This window comes from Pseudomonas sp. C11 (genome assembly GCF_034683865.1).
Taxonomy (GTDB): domain Bacteria; phylum Pseudomonadota; class Gammaproteobacteria; order Pseudomonadales; family Pseudomonadaceae; genus Aquipseudomonas.
Map to the genome: position 1 here is coordinate 1 of NZ_JAWIIP010000025.1, position 25,656 is coordinate 25,656.

Annotated in this window: 22 protein-coding genes, 3 tRNA genes and 2 pseudogenes; 8 read left to right on the top strand and 19 right to left on the bottom strand. The window is 59.1% G+C overall.

From position 1 onward, the window contains the following. Window positions 1–558 precede the first annotated feature (558 nt). Window positions 559–711: pseudogene (locus tag VC352_RS24530) on the bottom strand (integrase); the annotation flags it as partial. A gap of 372 nt (window positions 712–1,083) precedes the next feature. Between VC352_RS24530 and VC352_RS24535 the strand changes: the two are divergent. Further along, window positions 1,084–1,212, top strand: coding sequence for a hypothetical protein (locus VC352_RS24535; RefSeq protein WP_322982117.1), 129 nt, complete (start codon window positions 1,084–1,086; stop codon window positions 1,210–1,212). A gap of 122 nt (window positions 1,213–1,334) precedes the next feature. Here VC352_RS24535 and VC352_RS24540 read toward each other — a convergent pair. From VC352_RS24540 to VC352_RS24560, 5 genes and pseudogenes are all read right to left on the bottom strand, one after another. Beyond that, window positions 1,335–2,377, bottom strand: a pseudogene (locus VC352_RS24540) (IS30 family transposase). Between the two features lie 611 nt (window positions 2,378–2,988). Further along, window positions 2,989–3,381, bottom strand: coding sequence for a hypothetical protein (locus VC352_RS24545; RefSeq protein ID WP_322982118.1), 393 nt, complete (start codon window positions 3,379–3,381; stop codon window positions 2,989–2,991). Between the two features lie 2 nt (window positions 3,382–3,383). Continuing rightward, complete coding sequence (locus VC352_RS24550; protein ID WP_322982119.1) at window positions 3,384–5,594, bottom strand: hypothetical protein; 2,211 nt, start codon at window positions 5,592–5,594, stop codon at window positions 3,384–3,386. Next, window positions 5,591–7,180 (bottom strand): tyrosine-type recombinase/integrase, encoded by a 1,590-nt coding sequence (locus tag VC352_RS24555; protein WP_322982120.1) that lies wholly within the window; start codon window positions 7,178–7,180, stop codon window positions 5,591–5,593. Before VC352_RS24555 ends, VC352_RS24550 begins: the two co-directional genes overlap by 4 nt. Then, complete coding sequence (locus tag VC352_RS24560; protein ID WP_322982121.1) at window positions 7,177–8,442, bottom strand: site-specific integrase; 1,266 nt, start codon at window positions 8,440–8,442, stop codon at window positions 7,177–7,179. The genes VC352_RS24555 and VC352_RS24560 overlap by 4 nt, the downstream gene beginning before the upstream one ends. Before the next feature lie 137 nt (window positions 8,443–8,579). On the opposite strand from VC352_RS24560, the gene ettA reads away from it, so the two are divergent. Further along, window positions 8,580–10,274: an energy-dependent translational throttle protein EttA gene (ettA, locus tag VC352_RS24565; RefSeq protein ID WP_322982122.1), complete on the top strand. Its 1,695-nt coding sequence runs from the start codon at window positions 8,580–8,582 to the stop codon at window positions 10,272–10,274. A gap of 63 nt (window positions 10,275–10,337) precedes the next feature. On the opposite strand, the gene VC352_RS24570 is transcribed toward ettA, so the two are convergent. Together VC352_RS24570 and VC352_RS24575 are read right to left on the bottom strand one after the other, a co-directional pair. Beyond that, window positions 10,338–10,670 carry a PilZ domain-containing protein gene (locus VC352_RS24570; protein ID WP_322982123.1) on the bottom strand — a complete coding sequence of 111 codons (333 nt, stop codon included), beginning with the start codon at window positions 10,668–10,670 and terminating at the stop codon, window positions 10,338–10,340. Window positions 10,671–10,679: 9 nt separating this feature from the next. Next, window positions 10,680–13,016 (bottom strand): DUF1631 domain-containing protein, encoded by a 2,337-nt coding sequence (locus VC352_RS24575; RefSeq protein WP_322982124.1) that lies wholly within the window; start codon window positions 13,014–13,016, stop codon window positions 10,680–10,682. A 203-nt stretch (window positions 13,017–13,219) separates the two neighbouring features. Here VC352_RS24575 and VC352_RS24580 point away from each other — a divergent pair. From VC352_RS24580 to VC352_RS24590, 3 genes are all read left to right on the top strand, one after another. Then, window positions 13,220–13,295: transfer RNA gene (locus tag VC352_RS24580), tRNA-Asn, on the top strand. Window positions 13,296–13,304: 9 nt separating this feature from the next. Further along, window positions 13,305–13,381 (top strand) — tRNA-Pro (locus tag VC352_RS24585). 6 nt (window positions 13,382–13,387) lie between these two features. Then, window positions 13,388–13,463: transfer RNA gene (locus VC352_RS24590), tRNA-Lys, on the top strand. 71 nt (window positions 13,464–13,534) lie between these two features. Here the strand turns inward: VC352_RS24590 and VC352_RS24595 are convergent. From VC352_RS24595 to VC352_RS24615, 5 genes are all read right to left on the bottom strand, one after another. Beyond that, entirely contained in the window at window positions 13,535–15,424 is a 1,890-nt protein-coding gene (locus VC352_RS24595) for a potassium transporter Kup (RefSeq protein WP_416340238.1), read from the bottom strand. A gap of 34 nt (window positions 15,425–15,458) precedes the next feature. After that, complete coding sequence (locus VC352_RS24600; protein WP_322982125.1) at window positions 15,459–16,760, bottom strand: NAD(P)/FAD-dependent oxidoreductase; 1,302 nt, start codon at window positions 16,758–16,760, stop codon at window positions 15,459–15,461. Window positions 16,761–16,823: 63 nt separating this feature from the next. After that, window positions 16,824–16,997: a DUF3094 domain-containing protein gene (locus tag VC352_RS24605; RefSeq protein WP_322982126.1), complete on the bottom strand. Its 174-nt coding sequence runs from the start codon at window positions 16,995–16,997 to the stop codon at window positions 16,824–16,826. 27 nt (window positions 16,998–17,024) lie between these two features. Then, window positions 17,025–17,540: an MOSC domain-containing protein gene (locus tag VC352_RS24610; RefSeq protein WP_322982127.1), complete on the bottom strand. Its 516-nt coding sequence runs from the start codon at window positions 17,538–17,540 to the stop codon at window positions 17,025–17,027. After that, a complete protein-coding gene (locus tag VC352_RS24615; protein ID WP_322982128.1) occupies window positions 17,537–18,166 on the bottom strand; it encodes a DUF1780 domain-containing protein in 630 nt (209 codons plus the stop codon). Before VC352_RS24615 ends, VC352_RS24610 begins: the two co-directional genes overlap by 4 nt. Window positions 18,167–18,282: 116 nt before the next feature. Here VC352_RS24615 and VC352_RS24620 point away from each other — a divergent pair, with 116 nt between their 5' ends. After that, window positions 18,283–18,972, top strand: a complete 690-nt coding sequence (locus VC352_RS24620) for an energy-coupling factor ABC transporter permease (protein ID WP_322982129.1) — start codon at window positions 18,283–18,285, stop codon at window positions 18,970–18,972. Between the two features lie 101 nt (window positions 18,973–19,073). After that, window positions 19,074–19,289, top strand: a complete 216-nt coding sequence (locus VC352_RS24625) for a hypothetical protein (RefSeq protein ID WP_322982130.1) — start codon at window positions 19,074–19,076, stop codon at window positions 19,287–19,289. A 967-nt stretch (window positions 19,290–20,256) separates the two neighbouring features. On the opposite strand, the gene yacG is transcribed toward VC352_RS24625, so the two are convergent. The 6 genes from yacG to miaB form a co-directional block, all read right to left on the bottom strand. After that, a complete protein-coding gene (gene yacG / locus VC352_RS24630; RefSeq protein WP_322982131.1) occupies window positions 20,257–20,451 on the bottom strand; it encodes a DNA gyrase inhibitor YacG in 195 nt (64 codons plus the stop codon). Further along, window positions 20,448–21,056, bottom strand: coding sequence for a dephospho-CoA kinase (gene coaE / locus VC352_RS24635; protein ID WP_322982132.1), 609 nt, complete (start codon window positions 21,054–21,056; stop codon window positions 20,448–20,450). The genes yacG and coaE overlap by 4 nt, the downstream gene beginning before the upstream one ends. 242 nt (window positions 21,057–21,298) lie before the next feature. Beyond that, on the bottom strand, window positions 21,299–22,138 hold the full coding sequence (locus tag VC352_RS24640) for an HlyC/CorC family transporter (RefSeq protein WP_322982133.1): 840 nt from the start codon (window positions 22,136–22,138) through the stop codon (window positions 21,299–21,301). Window positions 22,139–22,144: 6 nt separating this feature from the next. Continuing rightward, window positions 22,145–22,624 (bottom strand): rRNA maturation RNase YbeY, encoded by a 480-nt coding sequence (gene ybeY / locus VC352_RS24645; protein ID WP_179543967.1) that lies wholly within the window; start codon window positions 22,622–22,624, stop codon window positions 22,145–22,147. Next, window positions 22,617–23,609, bottom strand: a complete 993-nt coding sequence (locus VC352_RS24650) for a PhoH family protein (protein ID WP_322982134.1) — start codon at window positions 23,607–23,609, stop codon at window positions 22,617–22,619. Before VC352_RS24650 ends, ybeY begins: the two co-directional genes overlap by 8 nt. Before the next feature lie 87 nt (window positions 23,610–23,696). Continuing rightward, window positions 23,697–25,040 carry a tRNA (N6-isopentenyl adenosine(37)-C2)-methylthiotransferase MiaB gene (gene miaB, locus VC352_RS24655; RefSeq protein WP_322982135.1) on the bottom strand — a complete coding sequence of 448 codons (1,344 nt, stop codon included), beginning with the start codon at window positions 25,038–25,040 and terminating at the stop codon, window positions 23,697–23,699. A 201-nt stretch (window positions 25,041–25,241) separates the two neighbouring features. Here miaB and VC352_RS24660 point away from each other — a divergent pair, with 201 nt between their 5' ends. Next, window positions 25,242–25,565: a DUF1820 family protein gene (locus tag VC352_RS24660; protein WP_004424773.1), complete on the top strand. Its 324-nt coding sequence runs from the start codon at window positions 25,242–25,244 to the stop codon at window positions 25,563–25,565. Window positions 25,566–25,656: the final 91 nt, after the last annotated feature.

A 25,656-nucleotide genomic window follows, 5' to 3' on the forward strand; every position in this document is an offset into this window, starting at 1 on the left:
GGCGGCCTTCTGGACGCTGAGAAAATCCACCGGCAGTTGATTGCCATCACTTGCTGCGTTTTTACACGGTCTGGGCCAAATGCTGCCCCACCTTACGAAGCGGATCTGTCCTGTTAAGCTGTCATACTGTGCCGACTGCGTGAGGGCGGATATATCACAGTCGGTAATGAACCCCCTGTGGTCTACGAGCTAGAGTGGAGAACATCCTTGGCCACTTCTTCGATGTAGTCGAAGTATGAGTCTGGAACACAATGTTTAAACTTATCTCGCACTACTGTCGCTAGCTTCCCGTGGTTGCCTATACATATTTTCACCAGCGCGCTCAAAGCACTTCCTCTAATGTCGAGATGCGCATCTACTGCTTTATAGATTGCCTCGTATTGCGCAAGATAAAGGCCGCTGTTTTCCATATAGCTCACTGCCTGCACATTTAGTTATCAGTGGAGTCTAGTCTAGATGGAAGCTCGAATTGCCCCTGATTTTTTAGTCCGCCGTGAATGCCCACTATTGCCGGTCACCGACGGCCTTTACCTAGGCCGTGGCTATGGCATCGCCCGGTCAAACTTCGATCTGCTCTGCCATCTCTAAGGCGTCATCTACCTCGATCCCGAAGTATCGCACAGTGCTTTCCAGCTTCGTATGGCCGAGCAGCAGTTGAACCGCCCTTAGGTTTTTCGCCCTGTGATAAATCAGTGAGGTCGCGGATCTACGGTCTACGTGAAGGCGGCTCGGCGTGGCGGCATTGCCTTCGCTGTGACACTTTGATCGGTGTTATTCTTGGCCTCTGCCCAAGAGCTTCCTCTCCCGGGTGTGAATACCGGTGATGAAACTTGGTTTGAGGCGGTCTCGTTGAGGCCGCCTTTGTCATTTCCAGGGGCCGCATTCAACACTGAGCCGCCGACCAGTCCCCCCTCAGGCCCTTACTGTGTTGTGAGCGGGCTGATGTGGAAGTGAAGTCTCGACTCCGCTGTCCGCAGGAGCTCTGACTCAGGTCTTTTGACAAGTCTTCTGCCCAGCCGGCCATCTCTACGAACCTTGGCATGCCAATCAGATACGTTGGCTCACAGATGAATGAGGACAGGCGTGGCGAATTTCAAATCAACGGAGATGCGATTCCTGGATTCGATCTTTGACATGGGCGATGGATGGCCACAGGCGGAAACCGGCCAGAAGCCGCCGCTCATTCAAGTTGAGCAGGACGGTGTCGATTGATCCTTGGTTTGATGGGGACGCCGATGTTTGCTCTACACTGGAAGGGCTAGGGACTTGGAACGAACGGTGCATGTCTACTTGGCAAGCCAAGAGGGCGGTTGCAGGAGCTGAGTGCAACACGGTTATTGAATTGAAGCCGGTGCATCGTGCTGCATCGCGATGGCTTTTTCCATTACCTCACTCATGACCTCAATCGGACACTTGAAGTCGAAACGCTTACGCGGACGCATGTTCAGTTGGAGTGCAATGGCGTTCAGCTCCTCCTGACTGTGTACCGACAGATCCGTACCCTTGGGTAAGTACTGGCGGATCAGTCCATTGATATTGAGGGGGCGGCCATCCGCTTACTGCCACGTTGCCAAGGGCTGTGCGGATCACAGAAGTAGATCGCCACGCCAGTCTTCTGGGTGATTTCAGCATGCCTCGCCATCTCTCGCCCCTGGTCATAGGTCATGCTCTTGCGTACCGCCAGCGGCATGCTGTTGAGCGCTGCACTGAAGCCCTCCATTGCCGACGTTGCCGTCGCATCGTTCATCTTCACCAGCATCAGATAACCACTGGTACGCTCCACCAGCGTGCCGACAGATGATGCGTTGGCCTTGCCCTTGATGAGGTCGCCTTCCCAGTGCCCTGACATCAATCGATCTTCGACTTCCGGCGGGCGTACATGAATGCTGAGCATCTCAGGTATCTGGCCACGTCTATCCACGCCGCCAGAGCGCGGCCTGCGTGTCGTCTTGCCCTGGCGCAGGCAGATGATCAGCTCCTTACGCAGCTCGCCGACCGGCAAGGCATAGATCGCGTTATAGATCGTCTCACGACAGACGTAGGCATCTCTAAGGCTGGGAATCTTCATATGGCGCAGCTTGCCGGCAATTTGCTCGGGAGACAAACGCTCACGCAGCATATGGGCGACTAACTCGAAACGCTCGCTGCCTGGCAGCAGCTTTCGCCTTGGTCTACAGACCTGCCGACGGGCCTGCATGTACTGTTGAGCAACATGAGCGGAGTAGCTGCCGTCAGCCTCTTGGTTTCGTCGGAGCTCCCGACTGACCGTCGAGGGGGATCGTTTGATCAGGCGCGCAATGGCGCGTTGGCTGAAGCCTTGAGCGCGGCTAACCTGGATGGTGGCGCGCTCTGTAACGCTGAGTTCTGTATAAATCATGCGGCAACACCCTAACGCATTGGTCAGGTGTTGCACTCAGTTTTTGCCGCCGCCCCGTAATTCGATCAATTGTGGCAGCCTGCCGGCTCTGCAACCATGCCAGGCAACTCAGGAAGGCGTATCTGTCGCTTGATCAGTTCAAGCTGCTGATGGGGGATCGGCTGGCCCGTGATAGTCCGCTTCTGGCCCAAGCTGTGTAAAAACGCTGTTTAGGCTCTGTACGAAACGTGCCTACGCAACGGTGATGCTTCGTTAAAACGGGTTCGGAATGCTCATTTACAGCTCGTAAATTCCGCTTCCTCACCCGTTTTGCCTCGCCTGACCTTCGCTCGACGACTTTTCGCACAAATCCTAGGGGCAAGTGCTGATCAAGCAATGATCAAATTTGGAGCTTTCCAAGCAAATCCAATCAGGCTTGATGAGAAAAATTCTCCAGATTTCGCATAGTGCCGCTCCTCTATAGTTTGCGCGGTTTTTTTTACATAACCTCGGCCGGAAGCAGAAATCTCGACGTGATTAGCGAGCCGGTTCAGTGGTTCGCCTGTAGGGCGTGAATCTCTCCTAGTTTCGCAGATCGCTTTGAACGCCCGTTACGGCCGGGATCTCTCTGATTACCTCCTGAACTGAACCAGCGGCCGATCAAGCATCGTTTGAGATACTCCATGCATATCCGCATTGGCCTGCCATGTGAGGAAGCGTGCAAGAAGTTGCTGATTAACAGCCTTGAGCTGCTGATTGGCTTCAGTCAGCTTTTCGATACGCTTGTTGGCTTCCTGAATATCTTTAACCCAGCCTGGCTTCTCAGTTGCTGCTTTGAGCGCAGCCTTGCGATCCTTCATTGCCATGTCTACCGCTGGCAGCTTCATCAAGGATTGGCGAGCACGACTGATGCTAAGCTTGTTTTTGCAGGCCTCGACTAGAAGAGGCCAGGTTAGCTTGGGTTCAGACCACTCTTCAATTAGCTTGATGATGCGCGCTTCGTCTTTCTTCGTTAAATGTCCCACCGCTATACCTCAATCTTGTCTAGCATGGCCGACAGCTCGTCTAAAGACGGCAACGCCGCTTGTCTCGGCGCTTCAATTGTTTTTACATCGATAAGTCCCGCCATTGCGGCAGCATTCTTGGTCAAGTTCCAGCCATTATCAAGGTTCCACACAATATCTCCGTTTTTGAGCTCCGGACTCTCTAAGACTTTGATTAACGCATCACATTTGAGAAGATCCAGCCCTGTTTTTTTGCGCCACTGAGAGGCCCCAAAGACTTCTTCGGCTTCGGCAGTCACTGCATTTTCATAGCGCTGTTTCAGGTAAGCTCTCTCTTCCTTGAGATTGGCTAGCTTTACATCATCACCTTTCACACAGCCCAGGTTTCCACAGGTAAGGCACGCACCCATTTTGGGGCAGGGCTCACTCTCAAAAGAGTGAATACAAAGCCCGAGGTGAGTTTTATGGATAATTCGATCCTGGTCACCCTCGCTGAGATTAATCAAATCACTTAGCTTCAAAGGTGTGCTGGTTATAACTTTCTCCAAACACTTCGCTGCATTACTCTGCTTGGTTTTAGGGTGCAGTGCCGCAACCGTTTGGGTAAGTTCTTCAATGGTTGCATGGTTATATACAGAGCCTTGAGTTGTACGCCCTGAGAATGCATCAATCAGCAGTTGTGAAAGGCCCGCTCGATGCATCTCCGTATTGAGTTCGTGGCGAAACGCGTGCGTGTTCACCTTAAGATCCCCGTACCCATGTCGCTGGAAGATACTTTGCGACTGTGAAGCGCCCCCTAATTGTGCTGTCATTCGCGTGTGGCTGGTTGCGATCTCCACTCCAAAGTCACGTTGCATTGCGGCGGCGCTTTTTGTCTCATTAGGCAGGCTGCCCGTTCGTACCGTAAACAACGCATTACGATACTTCACGCGCTTTTTACCGTCTTCCGCAGGTGTGGTGTACGGAAAGTCTTTAGGCAGGTATTTTTCGCGTACAAGAATATTGAGTTTGCGTAATGTAATGACCGCTTTATCATTAAACTGATAGTGATCGAGTTTGCCGTTCACGTAGATTCGCTTTCCGTTGCTGGTATCCCATCCTTGTCGTATCTCATCCAGTACCGCCTGAGCGTCAGGACTCAGTGCCGTGCGATTTGTCAGGGAGTCGAGCCATTTAGCTGCAAAGTATGCTCGCGCTGAATGTGGTCCATTAAACTTACTTTTGAGCGCCGCACAGGCCTCATCATACGAGAGCGGATCATCTTGACCTTTCAGGGGTACACCCTCATGCGGCGGAAATTCGTCGGGGTGATCTTCGAGCCATGCTGCGTACGTACGGGCCTCATCAGTGATCGGTGTCAGAAGCTTAATGACACGTTCCACTGACGACTCCATGCCTGCCACAACGGGCTTAGTCGTCGCTCCAAAACCCTTCTCAGCGTACCAACGCAGGAACATGCGATGACCGCCATCGGCATCCTCCTTGAACACCATACAATCACGCTCGACATCGGCTAATTCACCGATGCGACTAGGCTGACTGAGCAAAAGGGCACATGCTGAGACGGTTATAATGTCTAGCGGACTGGTCAGATCGTTATTAAACAGCTCACCCAGGGCTCGAATTGACTCGCGGCTCGGTAGTTTTTTCTCGCTACTTTCCTGCTGCTCCTTCAGCGTACCTGAGTCCTTATATCGCAGCGGCGAAGTCCATCGAAAAGGCTTCGCAAGTAATCCCTTATCCCTCATCAATACAACTATCTGTTCGAGATACTTGCTCCTAACGTATGCACTATTTCCATCAGGATACTCGGCTTTGAGGTGTTCACAAGCTCTGTTGCAGATAGCAGCCGAGACTCTTGTCACGTCGCGTGCGCCAGTCACCTCGACCAGCGCAACCTCAAGAATCCTTGCGCCAGAGAGTATGTCCTTAGCCGATTTCTTACCTTGAAATACCCTGTGGTATACAATTACCGCTTTGGCGAAATCTATGAACGGTGGTTGCATATATTTTTTGTATTTCGGATTCGAATTTCTCGGTGATCTATGTGCAGTAAAAGCACAACTGCTAATTCCTGAATTATGCCATGAGTCCATATCCCATCGAATCCCTGCATGAACCCTTTGATTAGGAACGCCCTTGGGCAATGTGGCTTGCGCCCACGCGATAAAGGCATCCAACTGCGAGGCAGCTTTAAGGTGACTAAAGGGTTTAAAATCGATGATATTACTCATACGTCACTTCCATCTGCCTTGCCTGATCCACGCAGCGCGTTGCAATCAAGAATTACCTTGCGACATGCCAAAATGGCACGATCCCATAGCACTCCTGTAGTTTTATCGTTGGCAATGGTTTGTGCACGGCGTCGTTCTAGTCGTGCAAGTGCGGCGCTGTGATCAGCATTAAGGAATGGCTGAAATTTAATGCATCCGTAACACGTAAATGGGGCATCCAGGTAGCAGGCATTATCGGCACCGCAGACGGCAAGATCCTCAATCTGGCGGTCTACACGATCTCCATTTTTGGCAGAAGAACGATCCGTCACGATGGTGCCCGTAAAAGCTCCCACGACCAGCGCAAGGTGATCGCTCATCTTTTCGTCGATCAGCTGCATTAACTCCGCTGATACCGCTCGGTATTTGCGGACGGTGCGTGTATTGGCATGCATCAGTGCGCTAGCGATTGACCACTCATCCAACCCCGCGTTGGAGAGATCGGTACCGAGCGTATGCCTAAAGCGATGACCTTTAGAGATTTTCAGATGCTGATGTGTACGTGATGAGATGGGAAATCCAGGCATACCCTCCATTTGCCATAACCAATATCTTACAACTCCACCGGCAATATGAAATTTCGCTTGCGGACCCTGCTCCAGTGCTTTTTGATCAGGATCGTCAAGTATTACGGGAACTGGTTTGTTATCCCTTATTTTGTGATCCAGCTTGCGACGAAAAATAGGAATATTCTTAATTGCTTTACACCAATCGGCACGGTTAGGATATTCTTGCTCAAGTTGAGATTGAATAATCGACTTATAGGCCTGCACGGTGTTGTAAAGATCTTCATCTAAATTGAAAATCTCGGATGTTTCTCGCCATCCCGTATCGTCGCCTTTCTGCTTCGCCCAGAATATCCGTATAAAGTAGCCTTGCTCGGTTTTGATAAAATCATCAAACACTATCATGCGCAGTTGTGAACCACGTTGCCCGTAGATCATCACCAGGCGCAAATAGAGATAGCGCTCAGGATCTAAATTGCCGTGACAGAACTGTTCATGCGCCCACTGATGCAAGGCGTCTTGCTCCGCTTGGGTGAGCGGCCCCTGTTCAGGATCTAAGCGCAAGATAACATCGTTTCGGGGCCGCTTCTTTCTAGGGAGCGTGTTATAAGCTTCAATCAGGGCTTGCGGAGGTCGCTGTTCAAGTGCTTCGCACGCTTGCCAAAATCCCATGAAACCGACCAGCGCGGAAAACTCCCCCATATTAAAGCGCTCGCGCAAATCGATCAGGTGATTCTCATTTAGGGGGTCTAGCCCAGCCTGCGCAGCGCGCGACAGAATTGACGCAACTAGCCCAATAGTTCCCTGTGAAACTTCTGCCATACGATAGGTCAAAGCGGCGTGTAACCAGCGTTGCCAATCGAATGGAACGCAAAGGATTGCTGCTTGCCAATTGATCGCACACCGGGATGACCTATCAGGCCACCACATTGGTTCGGAGGGAGTGAAAAATACACCGCATTTGGCAGGGCGGGATGTATTCAACCATGCATCAAGAGAGTCCTGTGTGGGCACTTTAAGTGCTGAAACTGCGACGTTCACTTTGTGTGTCTCTTGCGAGCTTCAGTCTCGACATTATTTCTGATAGCCTTGAATCTATCCGAGCGTTTTTTCATTGCCTCATTTGCTTCTTCCTTCCAGAACTTCGCCCCATAGAGGCTTGGCATGTTAGACTCAGAGCTCCATCCAAAGGCATAGGTGAGGACTTTTTGAACCTTTGTCGTGCGATCCTCTGGGGTAAGTATTTTCAGCTCCTCTCGCATGCTCTCGAGTAGTGTGTAGACTGCATCATGGCGCAGCACATGGGGGTGAACATGCGCCAGCTCTGGCGCTACTTTACGAACTCGAGGCAGGATTCCATCAAGAGCCTTGATGCTCAGCGGCCTACCTTCATTGCGTCGATGAGATACCAGCAGAAAGGGATGTTTTTTTGCCGCAGACGGCCCCCCGTTAGACACGCGGTAGCTGTCCACATATTTCTTGAGTATGAAAATAAGATCATCACCCATTTCCAGCATACGCTCGTGGGTTTTGAATTGCGGAGCCAACGTGCGCGGGTCGATTTCCTCATTCTCAAGATTGACAACTGAGAGCTGCCTACTGTGCCACCGAATATCTCCGAGCTTAATTAGAAGCATTTCGGAGCGGCGTAGTCCCATATCAAGGCCCAAGAGCAAAATAATGTAATTGCGTAGCTTCAATGCCTCATTTGTAAAGGGGTTCTCAGCACTCTCAGGATGCATGATCTCTAACAAGCGATCTCGCTCCTGATTGCTCAGCCCTTTCATTTCATCATTTCTAATCTTCTTCCAGGCAGGCTTGGCTGCCTTTATCTTGCGATTAAGGCGTCGCTCGACGTCATCAGCGGCTGCATATCGCGTCGCCTCGTCACCCAGCTTTTCGTACAGAAATTTGAGATAGTCACGCACGGTTTCAAGTCGCTGCTGCGCGTGGACTCTACCCACTGTTTTGTATGCCGTTGGAGGCAGGCGCAAGCCTGTATGTTTTTTGTCTAGAGTCGATTTGTGTAATACGGCGTCCGCGACAAAGCGTGAAATCTCACTATCAGTTAAGTAGCGCGACTTCGGCCGCTCCTCTAGGCGAGCAATCAGGTCAATCGACTCATGCACCAGAAAGTCTTCAACCACCCCGATGTGCTCTAAATACTTGTGCTTTGTGTTTAATGCCCGACCTGACTGCTCTAAGGTCACATAAAGGTTCGGGTAGTAAGCAGGCATGTGCTCTTGCACCAACACCTTTCCTCTAACACCATCGACCCTTGTCTCTACGATTTGATGACCCATGGCATGCCTCCAAAACGTAACTTTTTCCAGTATAGTAACGAATCAGGACTGTCTCGATGCGTAACATGACTTTTTGTGGCGTGTGCTAAGGAGTACTCGAAGGCCGCGCACTCTCTGACATACAGGTGTTATTAAAGATGGCAAAAGGTGACAAAACAGGACAAACAGGCTCTTACGTCTACAGCATGCATCGGGTCAGCAAGGTCGTCCCGCCGAAGCGTGAAATTCTCAAGGACATCTCTCTGTCGTTCTTCCCGGGCGCCAAGATCGGCGTGCTGGGTCTCAACGGTGCCGGTAAGTCGACCTTGCTGCGCATCATGGCCGGAGTCGACACCGAGATCGACGGCGAAGCCCGTCCGATGCCGGGCATCAAGGTCGGCTACTTGCCGCAGGAGCCGCAGCTCGACCCGAGCAAGACCGTGCGCGATATCGTTGAGGAAGCAGTAGGCGAGATCAAGCAGGCTCAGGCGCGCCTCGACGAGGTGTACGCCGCCTACGCCGAGCCGGACGCCGACTTCGATGCGCTGGCTGCCGAGCAGGCCAAGCTGGAAGCCATCCTGCAGGCTGCCGATGGTCACAATCTGGAGCGCCAGCTGGACGTCGCCGCTGATGCCCTGCGCCTGCCGGCCTGGGACGCCAAGATCGAACACCTGTCCGGTGGCGAGAAGCGCCGTGTGGCGCTGTGCCGCCTGCTGCTGTCGGCGCCCGACATGCTGCTGCTGGACGAACCGACCAACCACCTGGACGCCGATTCGGTGGCCTGGCTGGAGCGCTTCCTGCACGACTTCCCCGGCACCGTGGTCGCGATTACCCACGACCGTTACTTCCTCGACAACGTTGCCGGCTGGATTCTCGAACTCGACCGCGGCCACGGCATCCCCTACGAGGGCAACTACTCCGGCTGGCTGGAATCCAAGGCCAACCGCCTGGCCCAGGAAGCCAAGGCCGAGGCGTCGCATGCCAAGGCGATGAAGGCCGAACTGGAATGGGTGCGTCAGGGCGCCAAGGCGCGCCAGTCGAAATCCAAGGCACGTCTGCAGCGTTTCGAGGAAATGCAGTCGCAGGAATTCCAGAAGCGCAGCGAGACCAACGAGATCTACATCCCGGCTGGCCCGCGTCTGGGTGACAAGGTCATCGACTTCGTCAACGTCTCGAAGTCCTTCGGCGACCGCGTGCTGATCGACGACCTGTCCTTCAGCATCCCGAAAGGCGCCATTGTCGGCGTGATCGGCGGTAACGGTGCTGGTAAGTCGACCCTGCTGCGCATGATCACCGGCAAGGAGCAACCGGACTCGGGCACCATCGAGATCGGCGAAACCGTGCAGATCGCCAGCGTCGAGCAGAGCCGCGACCAGCTCGAAGGCAACAAGACCGTGTGGGAGCAGATTTCCGACGGTTTCGACATGATCAAGGTCGGCAACTACGAGGTGCCGTCGCGCGGTTATGTCGGTCGCTTCAACTTCAAGGGCGCCGATCAGCAGAAGTTCGTCAAGGATCTCTCCGGTGGTGAGCGCGGTCGTCTGCACATGGCGCTGACTCTGAAGCAGGGCGGCAACGTGCTGCTGCTCGACGAACCGTCCAACGACCTCGACGTGGAAACCCTGCGTGCGCTGGAAGAAGCGCTGCTGGACTTCCCCGGCGCCGCTATCGTGATTTCCCACGATCGCTGGTTCCTCGACCGTATCGCCACGCACATCCTCTCCTACGAGGACGATGGCAAGGTCAACTTCTTCGAGGGCAACTACACCGAGTTCGAAGCCGACCGCAAGAAACGCCTGGGCGATGCCGCCGCGCAGCCGCACCGCGTGCGTTACAAGAAGCTGGCGCAGTAAGCGTCCGCCAATGAAAAACGGAGCCTGCGGGCTCCGTTTTCATTTTCAGGGGTAGCGTTTGCTTCACAGCCTGGCCAGTAGCTTCTCCAGTGCGACGGCCTGATCCTCGGCCAGATCGATGATGTGAAAGCCCGCCCAGCAATGCTGATCGTCGGCACCCGGGCGGCTCCACAGGCAATCGGCGCCCAGCCTCACTTCGGCGATCTCCTGCGTGCCGTTGCTGCACACCAGGCGGCACTGCAGCACGGCGTCAGCGGTTTGCGGCGTGTCGCTGAACAGCATGAAACCATCGGCTGACAGGTCGACGATGCGGCCCAGGCGCTGGCCCGTATTGAGGTCGAAGACTTCCAGCTGCAGCTCGGTGCCGTGGCGGCTGTGCTGACGACGCTCTTCCATGAAGGCTCCTTAGCGGGGATCGGCTGTGCGCCCGGTAAAGCGCTGCAGCACACGGTAGATGGCGGTCAAGGCACGATCCATCAGCGGAATCGCACGTTCGGGCGAAACGATACGGGCCAGGCCCTGTTCCATCTCGCTGGCCAGCAGGGTCAGGGGCTTGACCGCGACGCGCTGGCCCTGGTGATCGACGAACATGTAGTTGTGCGTCGTCGGGCTGAACCAGGACAGCTTGAGAATGCGGCTCTGGCCATTGCTGACGAATTCGAACCAGGTGCCGAATTCCAGCTTGGTCAGTTCCTGCGTCAGGGCTTGCGCGCGGGAAGACAATTCGGCGCGCGGTGGCGCCTGGCGGGCAAGCTCCGCATCCTCGCCGAGCATGGCGCCCAGCGGGCTTTCCGGCAGCGATGGTTTGAGTTGTGCGGCCAACTGTGGCTGCTTGGCCTGTACGGCATGCTGGCAGGCGACCAGATCCTGCAACAGGCGGCGGATGCCGTCTTCGTGGTAGCCGCCGAGCAGTTCCAGGCCTTTGCGCAGGTCGCTGAGCAGCGGTACGCGTAGCGTCTGCAGGCGTTGCCGGCCGGCTTCATCCAGCGGCATGCCACTCCAGGCCAGCTGTTCGGCGACCTCGCAGGCGCGTCGCCATTCCTCGCTCTGTTCGCCATGGCGAAGCAGGACGAAGACCAGCACGTCGGCCCAGGTCAGCTCGAGGAAGTTACGGATGATGCCGGGCAGCTCGCGTTGCACCAGGCAGCGGCGGATCACCTCGAGCCCTTGTTCGCGTGCACCTAGCAGGCGGTCACGACCTTTGGCCGCTTCCACGGCTCGGCGTTCGCGCAGCTCGACCTTGTGGCGCAACGTGTCGACGTACTCGTTGAATTCGCTCAGCAGGCCGTCGAACAGGTTCAGGTCACCGCTGAAGCCATGGATCACCCGCTCCACGACCCAGTGCATCTTGGCCTGCAGGCCGCGCTCGTCGGTTTCATTGCCATACAGCACGCCGGCTTGAGCCATGGCATTAAGTAGGCGGCGCGCCGGGTGGTGGTGCTGGGTGAACAGCGCCTTGTCCTGCAGGGCGATCTTCAGATAAGGCGTGTGCAGGTGGGACAGGGCGGTCTTGCAACTGTCGGGCAGATTGGCGTCGTCGAGAATGAAGTCGAACAGCATGCCGACCAGATCGATCACATCCGCTTCCGGGTCGGACACCTTGCTCTGCTGGGCGTGGCTGCTGTGCGTGGCCAGTTGTTCCTGCAGGGCGGCCTTGAGTCCCTCGACCGGCTGCGGCTTGTGCAGGCGCTGCGCAAGTTCCTGGGCCGATTGCTGCTGCATGCGATTGAGCGCGTCGAGCAGCTCGCTGGCGCTGTAGGTGCGGTTGGCCCCGCGCGGCGAGAAGCTGGCGATGCTCGGGGTGCCACCGAGCAAGGGTTCTTCCGGATGCTTTTGGCGGTGCTCGCCGAGCAGGCTGGACAGGCCGCTGAATAACGCCAGCGGGTCGCCCGGCGGTGGCGCGCTGAGATCGAGCGGCGGCGTGACCCCAACTGAGCTGCCTGGCGAGGCGCTGGTGGCAGGCGGCGTCGGCGAAGTCGGCTGGCCCGCTGCCTGGGCTGAGGCGGTCGGGGGCTGCGTCGGGCGTGCCTGTTTGGCGGTGATCTGCGCACTGTACTTGAGGTTGGGCAGGATGCCCGCCTCGATCAGGCGCTGGTTGAGGGCGCCATACAGGCCTTCCAGGCTCTGCATGACATGCCGATCGAAGAGCATGTAGAGGATGGTCTTGATCTGCAGCGGAAAAGGGCAGGGCGCCAGGGCTTCACGAAAGGCCTGGGCGATGGCCTGTGGGCCGAATGGGTTGCTGTCTTCGCCGAGCTTCTGCCCGTTGTTGAGCAGCGCCAGGCGTTGCTCCAGGGCGAACAGGGCCTGGGTCGAACGCGCCTTGACTCGGCTGACCATATTGGTCACCTGCAGGGTTTCCTCGTAGTCCTCGTTTTGCACCAGCGCCATTTGCTCGGCGTCCAGCGAGGTAACTGTTTGGTCCTGCAGCTTGCCGTCGAGAAAGTCGGAGAAGTTCTGGGCGATACGCTGATGGTAACTGCGCTCGATCTGCGGGCGCTGACGGCGGATCTCACGCATGTTGTCGAAGAACAGCGTCTGAACCTTGTTGTTCTCGGCCTTTTCCGCGCATTCGAACAGGGTGTCGTCGACCTGGCCGAATACACCGGCCAAGTGTTCGGCCAGGCGATTCATCACCAGCTTGCGGCAGCTTTGCACCAGGTCGCCGAAGCGTGGCTGGATTCCTCGGCTGGCGAGGCTGACCACTTTGGAGGGCTGCGGTGGCTTGTCCTGGTTGCTCATGGACTGTCCTGAAATCGTGCTGCGGCGGCGTCTTGCCGCGGCTGCCATGCAATGCAACATATAGTAGTCCATGCTCCGACTGCAAAGCATTGTCGTAAAAGCAGTTTATGGGGGTTGACAGGGGTAATTTGCTAAGTAAAATGGCGCGCCTCTGAAGCGGTAAAGCGAAAGCCGAAACGCAGCAGAGGTTGGAATGCAGTAGTTCCGCGATAGCTCAGTCGGTAGAGCAAATGACTGTTAATCATTGGGTCCCTGGTTCGAGTCCAGGTCGCGGAGCCAAATTCCAGACGGGGTATAGCGCAGTCCGGTAGCGCGCCTGCTTTGGGAGCAGGATGTCGGGAGTTCGAATCCCCCTACCCCGACCATTTTCAGGGTCGTTAGCTCAGTTGGTAGAGCAGTTGGCTTTTAACCAATTGGTCGTAGGTTCGAATCCTACACGACCCACCATATAAAACGACGAAGCCCGCCTTGTGCGGGCTTCGTCGTTTCTGGCGTTTACGATATCAGGTGATGCGGCGTCAGATCTCCACCTGCGTACCCAGCTCGATCACCCGGTTCAGCGGCAGGTTGAAGAAGCGCAGGCTGCTGTTGGCGTTCTTCAGCATGAAGGCGAACAACACCTCGCGCCAACGTGCCATGCCAGTGCGCGGGCTGGCGATCACCGTCTCACGGCTGAGGAAGTAGGTGGTGTTCATCGGCTCGAAGTCCGGCGTCTTCACCTGGCTATGGGTCAATGCGTAGGGCACATCCGGACGTTCGGTGAAGCCGAAGTGCAGAATCACCCGATAGAAACCCTCGCCATGCTCATGCAGCTCCATGCGCTTGTCCGCGCTGACTCTGGGGCTGTCCTCGTTGACCACGGTTAGCAGCACCACGCGCTCGTGCAGCACCTGGTTGTGCAAAAGGTTATGCAGCAGGGCGTGGGGTACGGCATCGGCGCGGGCGGTGAGGAAGACCGCAGTGCCACGCACGCGCAAAGGTGGCTGACGGGCGATGCTGTCGATGAAGGTGGCCAGTGGCAGGGCATTGTCCAGCAGGCGCTCGACGAGGATTTCCTTGCCACGCTTCCAGGTGACCATCAGGGTGAACAGGACAATCCCGGCAATCAACGGAAAGGCGCCGCCGGCGGCGATCTTCGGCAGATTGGCGGCGAAGAACAGGCTGTCGACCAGGAGGAAACCAAGCAGCAGAGGGATCGACAGCCATTTGGGTGTTTTCCACAGCAGCAATACCACCGCTGCGGCCAGCAGCGTGGTGATCAGCATGGTGCCGGTCACGGCCACGCCATAGGCCGAGGCCAGCGCGCCGGACGAGCCGAAACCCAACACCAGCAGCACCACGCCAATCATCAGCGCCCAGTTCACCGTGCCGACATAAATCTGCCCCTGCTCGGTTTCCGAGGTGTGTTGGATGAACATGCGCGGGATGTAGCCGAGCTGGATGGCCTGTTGAGTCAGCGAGAAGGCGCCGGAGATCACTGCCGGCGAGGCGATCACCGTGGCCAGGGTCGAGAGCAGCACCATCGGCAGCAAGGCCCAGCCCGGTGCCAGGCGGAAGAAGGGGTTATGGGCGACCTCGGGGTTGCTGAGGATCAGCGCGCCCTGGCTCAGGTAGTTGAGCAGCAGGCCCGGCAGCACCAGATAGAACCAGGCGCGGGCGATGGGCTGGCGGCCAAAGTGGCCCATATCGGCATACAGCGCCTCGGCGCCGGTCAGGGCCAGCACCACGGCGCCGAGAATGGCGACGCCAACGCCGGGGTGGCTGATGAAGAAATGCGCGCCCCAGTAGGGGTTGAGCGCATGCAGCACGGATGGATGCTGGGCGATGCCGTAAAGCCCGAGGCCGCCGAGGGTCAGGAACCAGACCAGCATCACCGGCCCGAAGAGGATGCCGATGCGCGCCGTGCCGTGCTTCTGGATCAGGAACAGGCTGACCAGGATCACCAGCGCCAGTGGCACGATCCAGCTATCGATGCCATCGAAGGCGATCTGCAATCCCTCTACGGCAGAAAGCACGGAGATGGCCGGGGTGATCATGCTGTCGCCGAAGAACAGCGCGGCGCCGAACAGGCCGAGCATTAGCAGTACGCGGCGCAAGCGCGGGTAGTCGCGGGCGGCGCGCTGGGCCAGCGCGGTGAGCGCCATCACCCCGCCTTCGCCGTCGTTGTCCGCGCGCAGGATGAACAACACGTACTTGATCGAGACGACCCATACCAGTGACCAGATGATCAGTGACAGCACGCCGAGCACGCCATCGTGGTTGGGTTGCACGCCGTAGTTGAACACTTCGCGCAGGGTATACAACGGGCTGGTGCCGATATCGCCATAGACCACGCCGGTGGCAGCGATCAGCAGGGTGAGGGCGGACTGGCGTGGGGCTGAAGCGGTGTCGTGCGACAAGGTGGGCATCCTGAAGGGGCGTCCCTGCCCAGTGTAGACGGCCTCAGTGCAGCTTGAGGCGTGGCTCGGTACTGCGCCCGATGCGGTCGCTGAGCATCAGCAGGGCGGTGCGCAGCGGGCCGTAGAGGGCCATCTGATGCATGCGATAGAGCGAGACATAGAACATCCGCGCCAGCCAGCCCTCGAGCATCACACTGCCGGTGAGGTTGCCCATTAGGTTGCCTACGGCGGAGAAGCGCGACAGCGAGATCAGCGAACCGTAGTCGCGGTAGCGGTATTCCGGCAGCGGGCCGCCAACCAGTTTCTGGCGCAGCGATTTGACCAGCATCGAGGCTTGCTGGTGCGCCGCCTGGGCGCGTGGCGGCACGTTGCGGCCGTCGCTGCCGGGCTGCGGACAGGCGGCGCAATCGCCGAAGGCGAAGATGTCGTCATCCAGCGTGGTCTGCAGGGTCGGGCGTACCGCCAGTTGATTGATGCGGTTGCTTTCCAGGCCATCGAGCGCCTTGAGAAAGCCCGGTGCGCGGATGCCGGCGGCCCACACCTTGAGGCTGGCCTTGATGAACTGGCCATCGGCAGTCTTCAGGCCGTCGGCGGTGACTTCGCTGACGGCCGCGCCGGTCAGTACGGTGACGCCCAGCTTGAGCAGAGTCTGGTGCACGGGGGCGGCGATGCGTTCGGGCAGGGCGGGCAATACGCGCGGGCCGGCCTCGATCAGGGTGATGCGCATATCCTCCGGACGAATCCGGTTCAGGCCGTAGGCCGCCAGTTGCTGCGCGGCATGGTGCAGCTCGGCCGCCAGTTCGACACCGGTGGCGCCGGCGCCGACGATGGCTACATCGATCTGCGTACCCTGGGCCTGTTCGTTGGCATGGGCGCGCAGGTAGTGGCTCAGGAGTTGGCGATGGAAGCGTTCGGCCTGTGCCCGGGTGTCGAGGAACAGACAATGCTCGGCGGCGCCCTGGGTGCCGAAGTCGTTGGTGGTGCTGCCGACGGCGATCACCAGGCTGTCGTAGGCGATCTGCCGCTCGGGCATCAGCACCTTGCCGTCTTCGTCCAGCGTCGGCTCCAGGGTGATGGTCTTGCCGGCGCGGTCGAGGCCGGCCATGCGCCCGAGCTGGAATTCGAAGTGGTTCCACTTGGCCTGGGCCACGTAATTCAGCTCGTCTTCCGACGAGTTGAGCGAGCCGGCGGCGACTTCGTGCAGCAGTGGTTTCCAGATGTGGGTCAGATTGGCGTCGACCAGAATGACGCGCGCTGCGCCACTCTTGCCGAGTTTTCTACCCAGACGGGTGGCTAGCTCCAGGCCGCCGGCGCCGCCGCCGACGATCACGATGCGATGGGTCATGATGAATGCTCACAAGGCTTTGAAAAAGGCGTTGCGAGTCGGGCCGGGCGAGCGCGAGGCAGCTCATAGCACCAGTCGACTCAGAAAACGGGCGAGGAGGCCAAGGCCGATGACCGCCGCCAGCAGGCAGGCCAAGAGGCGCCAGACCCGGAAGGGTTGGCGTTCGGTCTGGTGCTGGGGGGCGCTCAGGTACTGATCGACCTTCTGCTGGTCGTCGGGGCTAAGGCGGCTGGTCATCGGGGCCTCTCTGATATGGCGGCCATTTTAGGCTTGGCCGGGCGTATTGGCGAGTATAGGCCCCAGGCTTTGCACGGCATCGCCCTGGCGAATGATGCCGCCCTGCACCACGCGTGCGGTGATACCTCCATGACCACGCATGGCCTGGAAGGTGCCCTTGCCCAGGCGGGCTTCGAGCTTGGCGCAGGGCTGGCACCAGCAGGTGGTCTCGAAGATCGCCTGGCCGATACGAAAGCGTCGGCCCTTGAGGCTGAACAGATTGATCCCGGCCACGGCGATGTTGCGCCGCAGCTCGCTCGGATGCAGTGGAGCAGCACGGCCCATGAGGGCGGCCGCTACCGCCAGGTGCTCCCACTGAATCAAGGTCACCTGCCGGGCGTTGCGCGGGCCGGGGCGGCTGTGATCGCCGGTCAGGCCCGCTTCCAGCCGGCTTTCCACGGCTTCGACCTCAAGCATCGGTGCGCCGCGTTGCGGGCGGACGCCGATCCAGCGCACCTGGCCGACCTGCGGTACCTCGGCGAGCAGTTCCTGCAAGGTGCTCATAGCCCAATCCCCACATCGAACAACAGGCTGCGACCGAGGTTTTGGCGCAGGAATTCCGGAGCGTCCGGGTGGGCGAACAGTACGCGAGCGAAGCGCGGGCCGACCATCGACAGCGAGCGCCAGCCCTGACGCAGGTATTCGGTCGGTGGCGGGAAGAAGCTGTTGCAGTCCAACTCGGCGCGCTTGAGGTTGACGAAGGCGACCAGATCCAACTCGCCCAGGTCGATGCCGCGTTCCTGGTAGTTGTGCGCCTTCTTGCGCAGCGTTGGCGCCAGGCGTGCTTGCAGCTCGCTGGCGGGGATTCGCTTGGGGCGCGCTTCGCGGCGCACCAGTTGGCTCAGCGAGAAGGCGCTGCGGCGACGTTCCAGCTCGGCGCGCCATTCGTCATTGAGGCGACGGCCCTCATCGAGCACGAAGAACACCTCGAAGTTGGCATCACGAAACAACACATCCGGCGGCTCCTGGCCGCTGGGGGTGAAGTCCTCGCTGCGCTGGCGTACGTTCAGCGCCTGCAGCAGCCGTTGGCAGACCCAGCGCTCACGCTCCCACTTCTTGGCGTTGGAGAGAAAGGCGTTGGCCTGCTCGGCCTGATGGGTGAGCAGTCGCAGGTAGTCGGAATCGTCCATGGGCAAAGCTTAGCCGCAGCGCTGTCGTGCATGCCATCCCCGCGAGGAACTCTCGGCTTGTGAATGGCGGTGTAGACTGCGCCGTACGACTCATGACAGACGGAGAGCGTATTGAGATGATCGCTTCCAACCTGCTGGCGTTCAGCACCTTGCTGGTGGGCTGGCTGATCTATTTGCCGGTGCTGCTGTGGGCCGTGCTGCGCGCGCCCTGGGTCGAGCTGTTCAGCGATCTGCGTCGCCAGCACCTGCTGTTCGGCACCATGCTCGGCCTGTTTCTGTTGTGGCTGGTGCGGCGTGACTTCGACTCCGGCCTGTCCTACCACTTCATCGGCATGACCGCCGTGACCCTGTTGCTGGACTGGCCGCTGGCCATCCTCGCCGGCCTGGCGGCGCAGCTTGGCCTGCTCCTGCTGGGGCGCCTGGATCTGGCCGCGCTGGGCGTCAACGGCATTCTGCTAATTTTGCTCCCCGTGCTGATCACCGAACTCTGCGCGCTGTACGTCGAGCGCCGGCAGCCGCGCAATCTATTCGTCTACATCTTCTGCTGCGGCTTCTTCCCGGCGGCCCTGGCCACCCTTGTGACCTTGCTCGGTGGGCTGGCGCTGCTGTGGATGGATGGGTTGTTCCCCATGCCGCCGTGGCTCGACGACTTCGTTGGCTACCTGTGGCTGGTCATCTTCCCCGAGGCCTTTATCAACGGCACGGTGGTCACAGCGCTGGTGGTGTTCTATCCGGATTGGCTGGAAACCTTCAATCGCAGCCGCTATCTGCAGGCGCCATGGAAGGACAACGAGCGCGAGGAGTGATGGGGCTTCATCAGTCCGTTGAATGCAGGGCTTCGCGTTGATCCGGGTCAAGGTTGCTGCTGTCGCCCGCGCCATCCTGTGGCAAACCGCAGGAGGTGAACATGAGTATTCATGCATGGGCGAAGGCGGCGCTGCAGGCCGATCTGCAGGCGGCCGAGGCGCAAGGCTTTGACCGGCTGCTGGCACTGCGCACGCTGCTGAGCGAAGTGGTGCAGATGAACAAGGCGCAGCGCGAGGTGCAGGAGCTGGCGCATGAGCTGCAGTTTCTAGCCGACAATCTTGATGATGAGCGGGAGTATGTTTTTATGCGGCCTTAGGGGCTGTTCATCTTTTGGTCGGGATGCTGGCATGGGCTCTTTGCGAGGGGGATACCGGACTGGCAAGTTTGTGTTGTCTTTAAGCGTCTGTTCCGAATTGCCGCGTTTTTGTTGATGTTTTTGGTTTCGCCCTCCCGGGCGAGTAACTTTTGCGGGCAAAAGTAACCAAAACCCTCCGCCCGTTCATCCGGCCCTCGCTGCGCGAGGGTTCGCTCACTCCATCATCGTTCCAGAGGCCCGCCGCGAAGGGCCATCCCTGGCCCATCGCGGCTCTCGCGGCATCCATGCCGCTCAACCTCTTCCACGACGATTCCGTTCGCCCTCCTGGGCGGGCTCTGCACGCGCCTGAGCCCTAGGTAACTCTCTGGAACGCTGCATGTTTGATTGTGGCAGCCTTAGGGTGAACTCAGGAGCGTCAGCAAACAGTCCGCCGAGCCATGCCGAGTTCGGCACCACAATCCACGTCCAATACACCCAGCGGCGTACTGCTTCCGAGCGGCCGGCTTACCGGGGCGCCCTACGCGAATGAAAGTATTGGTTTAACTCGACGGCCACATCGCAACTTCACAACTACCAGAACACGCCGGGCGTACCTTGGAATGCCAGTTCGTTCAGACGCGCGAATGTCCCCTTCAGGAGGGTGAGTGGAATCGTTGCGCAGAGGGGCGAGCGGCATGGATGCCGCGAGAGGCGTAATGGGCCAGGGATGACCCATGTACGCCGACCCTCGGAGCAGCGATGGAGCGAACGAACCCCGGCGTAGCCGGGGCCGGATGATGGGGTGCGTTTTCTTTTGCTTACTTTTCTTTGCGCACTTCAAAGAAAAGTGAGTCGCCCGAGGGGGCGAACCCCGGAATCTCTGAATACACCGCAGCGGCGTTTAGAACACCAAAAAACAAACAACCTTGCCAGTTCGGTATCAATACCCCACAAGACTGTTGCATCACTCTAGCGAGTGCGCGTCGCCTCAGTGCGGCCTGGTCGGCAGATCACCGCTGAACAGCTCATCTTCCAGCTCATTGCCAGCAATTGCATGTTCCTCGGCCGCCCAGGCGCCCAGGTCGATCAGTTTGCAGCGCTCGCTGCAGAATGGGCGGTAGGTGCTCTCGGCTTTCCATTCGACGGGTGCGCCACAGGTCGGGCACTGAACGAGGGTGGTCATGGTTGGCCTCCACGCAGGGTCAGATAAAAGTCGTGCAGGCGTTCGACCTCGCGATCCAGCCAGGCCAGGTCGCGGTCGTTGCACAGCACGTCATGGGCATGGCGCAGGCGCTCTTCGCGGTCGGCCTGGGCCTTGACGATGGCGCGCACCTGCTCTTCGTTGGCGCTGTCGCGCGCCATGGTGCGTTCGATTTGCAGCGTTTCGGGAACGTCGACCACCAACACACGCTGGGTCAGCCGATGCTGGCCGGACTCCACCAGCAGCGGCGATACCAGAATCGCGTAGGGCGACTCGGCGCGCGCCAGCACCTGCACGATCTCCTGGCCGATCAACGGATGCAGCAGGGCCTCCAGCCAGCGCCGCTCGTCGGGGGCCGCGAAGATGCGCTGGCGCAGCGCGGCGCGATCCAGCGTGCCGTCGGCCTGCAGTATCTCGGCGCCGAAGTGCTCGACGATCTTCGCCAGCGCCGGGCGGCCAGGCTCGACCACCCAGCGCGCGGCATGGTCGGCGTCCACCGTGTGTACGCCACGGTCGATGAAGGCCTGGGCGACGGCGGTCTTGCCACTGCCAATGCCGCCAGTCAGGCCGAGAATCCAGGGTTTCATGACGAGGTTGCGATCCCGTTGCGGCTCAAGGGCGCGATTGTAGGGGGGATTGCCCGAGGACGCGAATCTCGCGCCTCGGGCTAGCAGGCTGTTGAAAAACTACCTGCGTTGGCAATACTGCGTTAAAAACAGCCTCAAAATGCTCATTTACAGCACGTAAACTGCGCTTTTTCGGCTGTTTTTGCCTTGCCTTGCCTTGTCTTGCCTGCCTCGCCTACGTTTTTCAACGGCCTGCTGGAGGCTCAGCGATTGACCGGGGTCAGACGCAGCAGGTGGATGCGGCGGCTATCCGCGTTGAGCACGCGGAAGCGGAATTCGCCGATTTCGGTGACTTCGTTGCGCTTGGGCAGGTGGCCGAAGGCATTCATCACCAAGCCGCCGACGGTGTCGTATTCGTCGTCGGAGAAGTGACTGTCGAAAGCCTCGTTGAAGCTGTCGATGGGGGTCAGCGCCTTGATCAGGTAGTCGCCGGAGGGCAGCGGCTTGATGTGGCCGTCTTCCTCGACGTCATGCTCGTCCTCGATGTCGCCGACGATCTGTTCCAGCACGTCTTCGATGGTCACCAGACCGGCGACGCCGCCGTATTCGTCGATGACCACGGCCATGTGGTTGTGGTTGGCGCGGAACTCGCGCAGCAGCACGTTGAGGCGCTTGGACTCGGGCACGAAGGTGGCCGGGCGCAGCATGTCCTTGATGTTGAAGTTGGGCTGGTCGCCCTGCAGGATCAGCGGCAGCAGATCCTTGGCGAGGAGGATGCCGATGACGTCGTCGAGGCTTTCGCCGATCACCGGGTAGCGCGAGTGGGCGGCCTCGATGATCGCCGGGAGAAACTCCTGCGGCGTCTGAGTGGCCTTGATGCTGATCATCTGCGAGCGCGGCACCATGATGTCGCGTACCTGCAGGTCGGCGACCTGAATGGCGCCTTCGACGATGGCCAGCGCTTCGCTGTCGAGCAGTTTGTTCTGGTGGGCTTCGCGCAGGACTTCCAGCAGTTCCTGGCGGTTTCTCGGCTCATGAGCAAAAGCGTGGGTCAGCTTGTTGAACCAGGACTTCTGCTCGTTGCTCGATCGGTCTTCGCTCATGGCGTTTTACTCGGGGTCCTTTTCATTAGGAGATTCATCACCGGCATACGGGTCGGGGTGACCCAATTCGGCGAGCAATTGTCGTTCCAGATCTTCCATCTCGAGGGCTTCGTCTTCCTCGATGTGGTCATAGCCCAGCAGGTGCAGGCAGCCGTGGATTACCAGATGTGCCCAGTGCGCCTCCAGCGCCTTGCCTTGCTCGGCCGCTTCGCGCTCGACCACTGGCACGCAGATCACCAGGTCGCCGAGCAGCGGGATGTCGAGAATCCCATCGGGAATCTCGGCAGGGAAGGACAGAACGTTGGTGGCGTAGTCCTTGTGCCGCCAGGTGTGGTTCAGCTCGCGACCTTCGGCCTCGTCGACCAGGCGGATGGTCAGCTCCGAGTCAGCCGTGCGTTGGCGCAGGGCCAGCTCGCACCAGCGGCGCAGTTGCGCCTCGTCCGGGTGCTGGCCGTCAGTGGCCAGTTGCAGGTCCAGTTCAAGCATCGTGGCTGTCGCCCTTGCTGTTCAGGCGCGCGTCGTGGCGCTCGTAGGCTTCGACGATGCGCTGCACCAGCGGGTGGCGCACGACGTCCTTGGGCTTGAAGTGGGTGAAGCTGATGCCGGGCACGTCACGCAGTACTTCGATCACATGCGCCAGACCGCTCTTGGTGCCGCGTGGCAGGTCGACCTGGGTGATGTCGCCAGTGATCACGGCGGTGGAGCCGAAACCGATACGGGTAAGGAACATCTTCATCTGCTCGACGGTGGTGTTCTGACTCTCGTCGAGAATGATGAAGCTGTTGTTAAGCGTGCGACCGCGCATATAGGCCAGCGGCGCGATCTCGATCACCTGTTTCTCGATCAGCTTGGCGACGTGTTCGAAGCCGAGCATTTCATAGAGCGCGTCGTAAAGCGGGCGCAGGTAGGGGTCGATCTTCTGTGCCAGGTCGCCGGGCAGGAAGCCGAGTTTCTCGCCGGCTTCTACCGCCGGGCGCACCAACAGGATGCGCCGCACCTGCTCGCGCTCCAGCGCATCCACCGCGCAGGCCACGGCCAGGTAGGTCTTGCCGGTACCGGCTGGGCCGATGCCGAAGTTGATGTCGTTGTCGAGGATCGCCTTGACGTAGCGCTGCTGGTTGGCGCCGCGCGGCTTGATCACACCCTTCTTGGTGCGCAACGTCACCTGCGGCAGGTTGCTGGGGTTGACCAGCTCCTCGACGCCGGATTCCTGCAAATACAGGTGCACCAGGTCGGGCGACAGCTCGGTGGCTTTGGTTTCGCGGTACAGCTTGCGCAGGAGGGTTTCGGCGGCCTGGGTCTTGTCGGCGGCGCCGAGCATCTCGAACTGATTGCCACGGTTGCGGATTTCCAGGCCGAGGCGCTCTTCGATCAGGCGCAGGTGCTCGTCGAACTGGCCGCAGAGGTTGGCGAAACGGCGGGCCTCGAAAGGTTCGAGGGTGAAACGATGGGGTTCTAGGGAAGCGTTCAAGGTGATGGTGTGATCGTCACTTGGCTAGGTATGGAAAGGCAGCATAACGCTGGCCGCCGACAACGCAAAGTGTCGGCGGCTGCGTCTTTAGTGGAGGGTGTCGGTATCGAGCAGGGTGCCGCGCAGCGAGTGCGGCAGGGCGTCGTCGATGTGCACGTCGACGAACTGGCCGATCAGGCGCGGATTGTCGCAACGGAAGTTGACGATGCGGTTCTGCTCGGTACGGCCCTGGAGCATGCCGGGGTCTTTCTTCGAGTAGTCGCTGACCAGGATGCGCTGCACCTTGCCGACCATGCGCCGGCTGTTCTCGAAACCATTCTGGCTGATGCGGTGCTGCAGCAGGGCCAGGCGTTGCTTCTTCACCTCTTCCGGCGTGTCGTCAACCAGGTCGGCAGCCGGCGTGCCCGGGCGCGAGCTGTAGATGAAGGAGAAGGAGAAGTCGAAACCGACGTCCTCGATCAGCTTCATGGTCTGCTCGAAATCCTTCTCGGTTTCGCCGGGGAAGCCAACGATGAAGTCCGAGCTGATCAGGATGTCCGGCACGGCGGCGCGCAGCTTGCGGATGCGCGACTTGTATTCCAGCGCGGTGTGGTTGCGCTTCATCGCCGCGAGGATGCGGTCGGAGCCAGACTGCACCGGCAGGTGCAGGTATTTCACCAACTGCGGAATCTCGGCATGGGCGGCGATGATCGCGTCGGAGAACTCCAGCGGGTGGCTGGTGGTGTAGCGGATGCGCTCGACGCCATCGAGGGCCGCCACGGCATGCAGCAGCTCGGCGAAATCGGCGATATGACCGTCCGGCGCTTCGCCACGGTAGCCGTTGACGTTCTGCCCGAGCAGGGTGACTTCCTTCACGCCCTTCTCGGTCAGGGAGGTGATTTCCATGAGCACGTCGACCAGCGGGCGGCTGACTTCCTCGCCGCGGGTGTAGGGCACCACGCAGAAGGTGCAGTACTTGCTGCAGCCTTCCATCACCGAGACGAAGGCGCTGGGGCCGTCGACGCGTGGCTCGGGCAGGCGGTCGAATTTCTCGATCTCGGGGAAGCTGATGTCCACCTGGGCGGTCTTGGTGGTACGCGCGGCGTCGATCATTTCCGGCAGGCGGTGCAGGGTCTGCGGACCGAATACCACGTCGACATAGGGCGCGCGGTCGCGGATCGCCGCGCCTTCCTGGCTGGCCACGCAGCCGCCGACACCGATCACCAGATCCGGATTGGCCTGCTTCAGCTCGCGCCAGCGGCCGAGCTGGGAGAACACCTTGTCCTGCGCCTTCTCACGGATCGAGCAGGTATTGAGCAGGATCACGTCGGCTTCTTCGGGTTTTTCCGTGACCTCCAGGGCCTGATGCTCGCCCAGCAGGTCGACCATGCGCGAGCTGTCGTACTCGTTCATCTGGCAACCGTGGGTTTCGATATAGAGCTTCTTGGTCATGGCACTGTCTGAGGTGGTTAAAAAATGACCGCGCATTATAGGGGAGAGGTAGGCGACAGGCTACAGGCGGCAGTTCCGTAGCCCGGATGCAATCCGGGGCCCGGCACTGTTCATTCCCGGATTGCATCCGGGCTACGCCTGCTTGCAGCTTCCGACCTTGTGCTATCCTGCGCGCCCCGTTTTTCCTGATTTCGAGCCTTCATGAGCAAGCGTGATCCCATCTACAAGGTGATTTTCCTCAACCAGGGCCAGGTGTACGAGATGTACGCCAAGCAGATTTTTCAGAGCGATCTGTGGGGTTTTCTGGAAGTGGAGGAATTCGTCTTCGGTGAGCGCAGCCAACTGGTGGTCGATCCCAGCGAGGAGAAGCTCAAGGCTCAGTTCGAAGGCGTGGTACGCAGCTTCGTGCCGATGCACGCGATCATCCGCATCGACGAGGTGGAGCGCCTGGGCACGGCGAAGATCAGCGAAGCCAAGGGCGGCGGCAACGTGATGCCGTTCCCCATGCCGATGCCGGACAAGTAAGCGATAAGTTGCAAGTAGATACCGTCTTACTCATCACCTCGCAATCGCTAGCTGTGAGTCAAAAGGTTTGCCGGATTTGAGCACGCCGTAG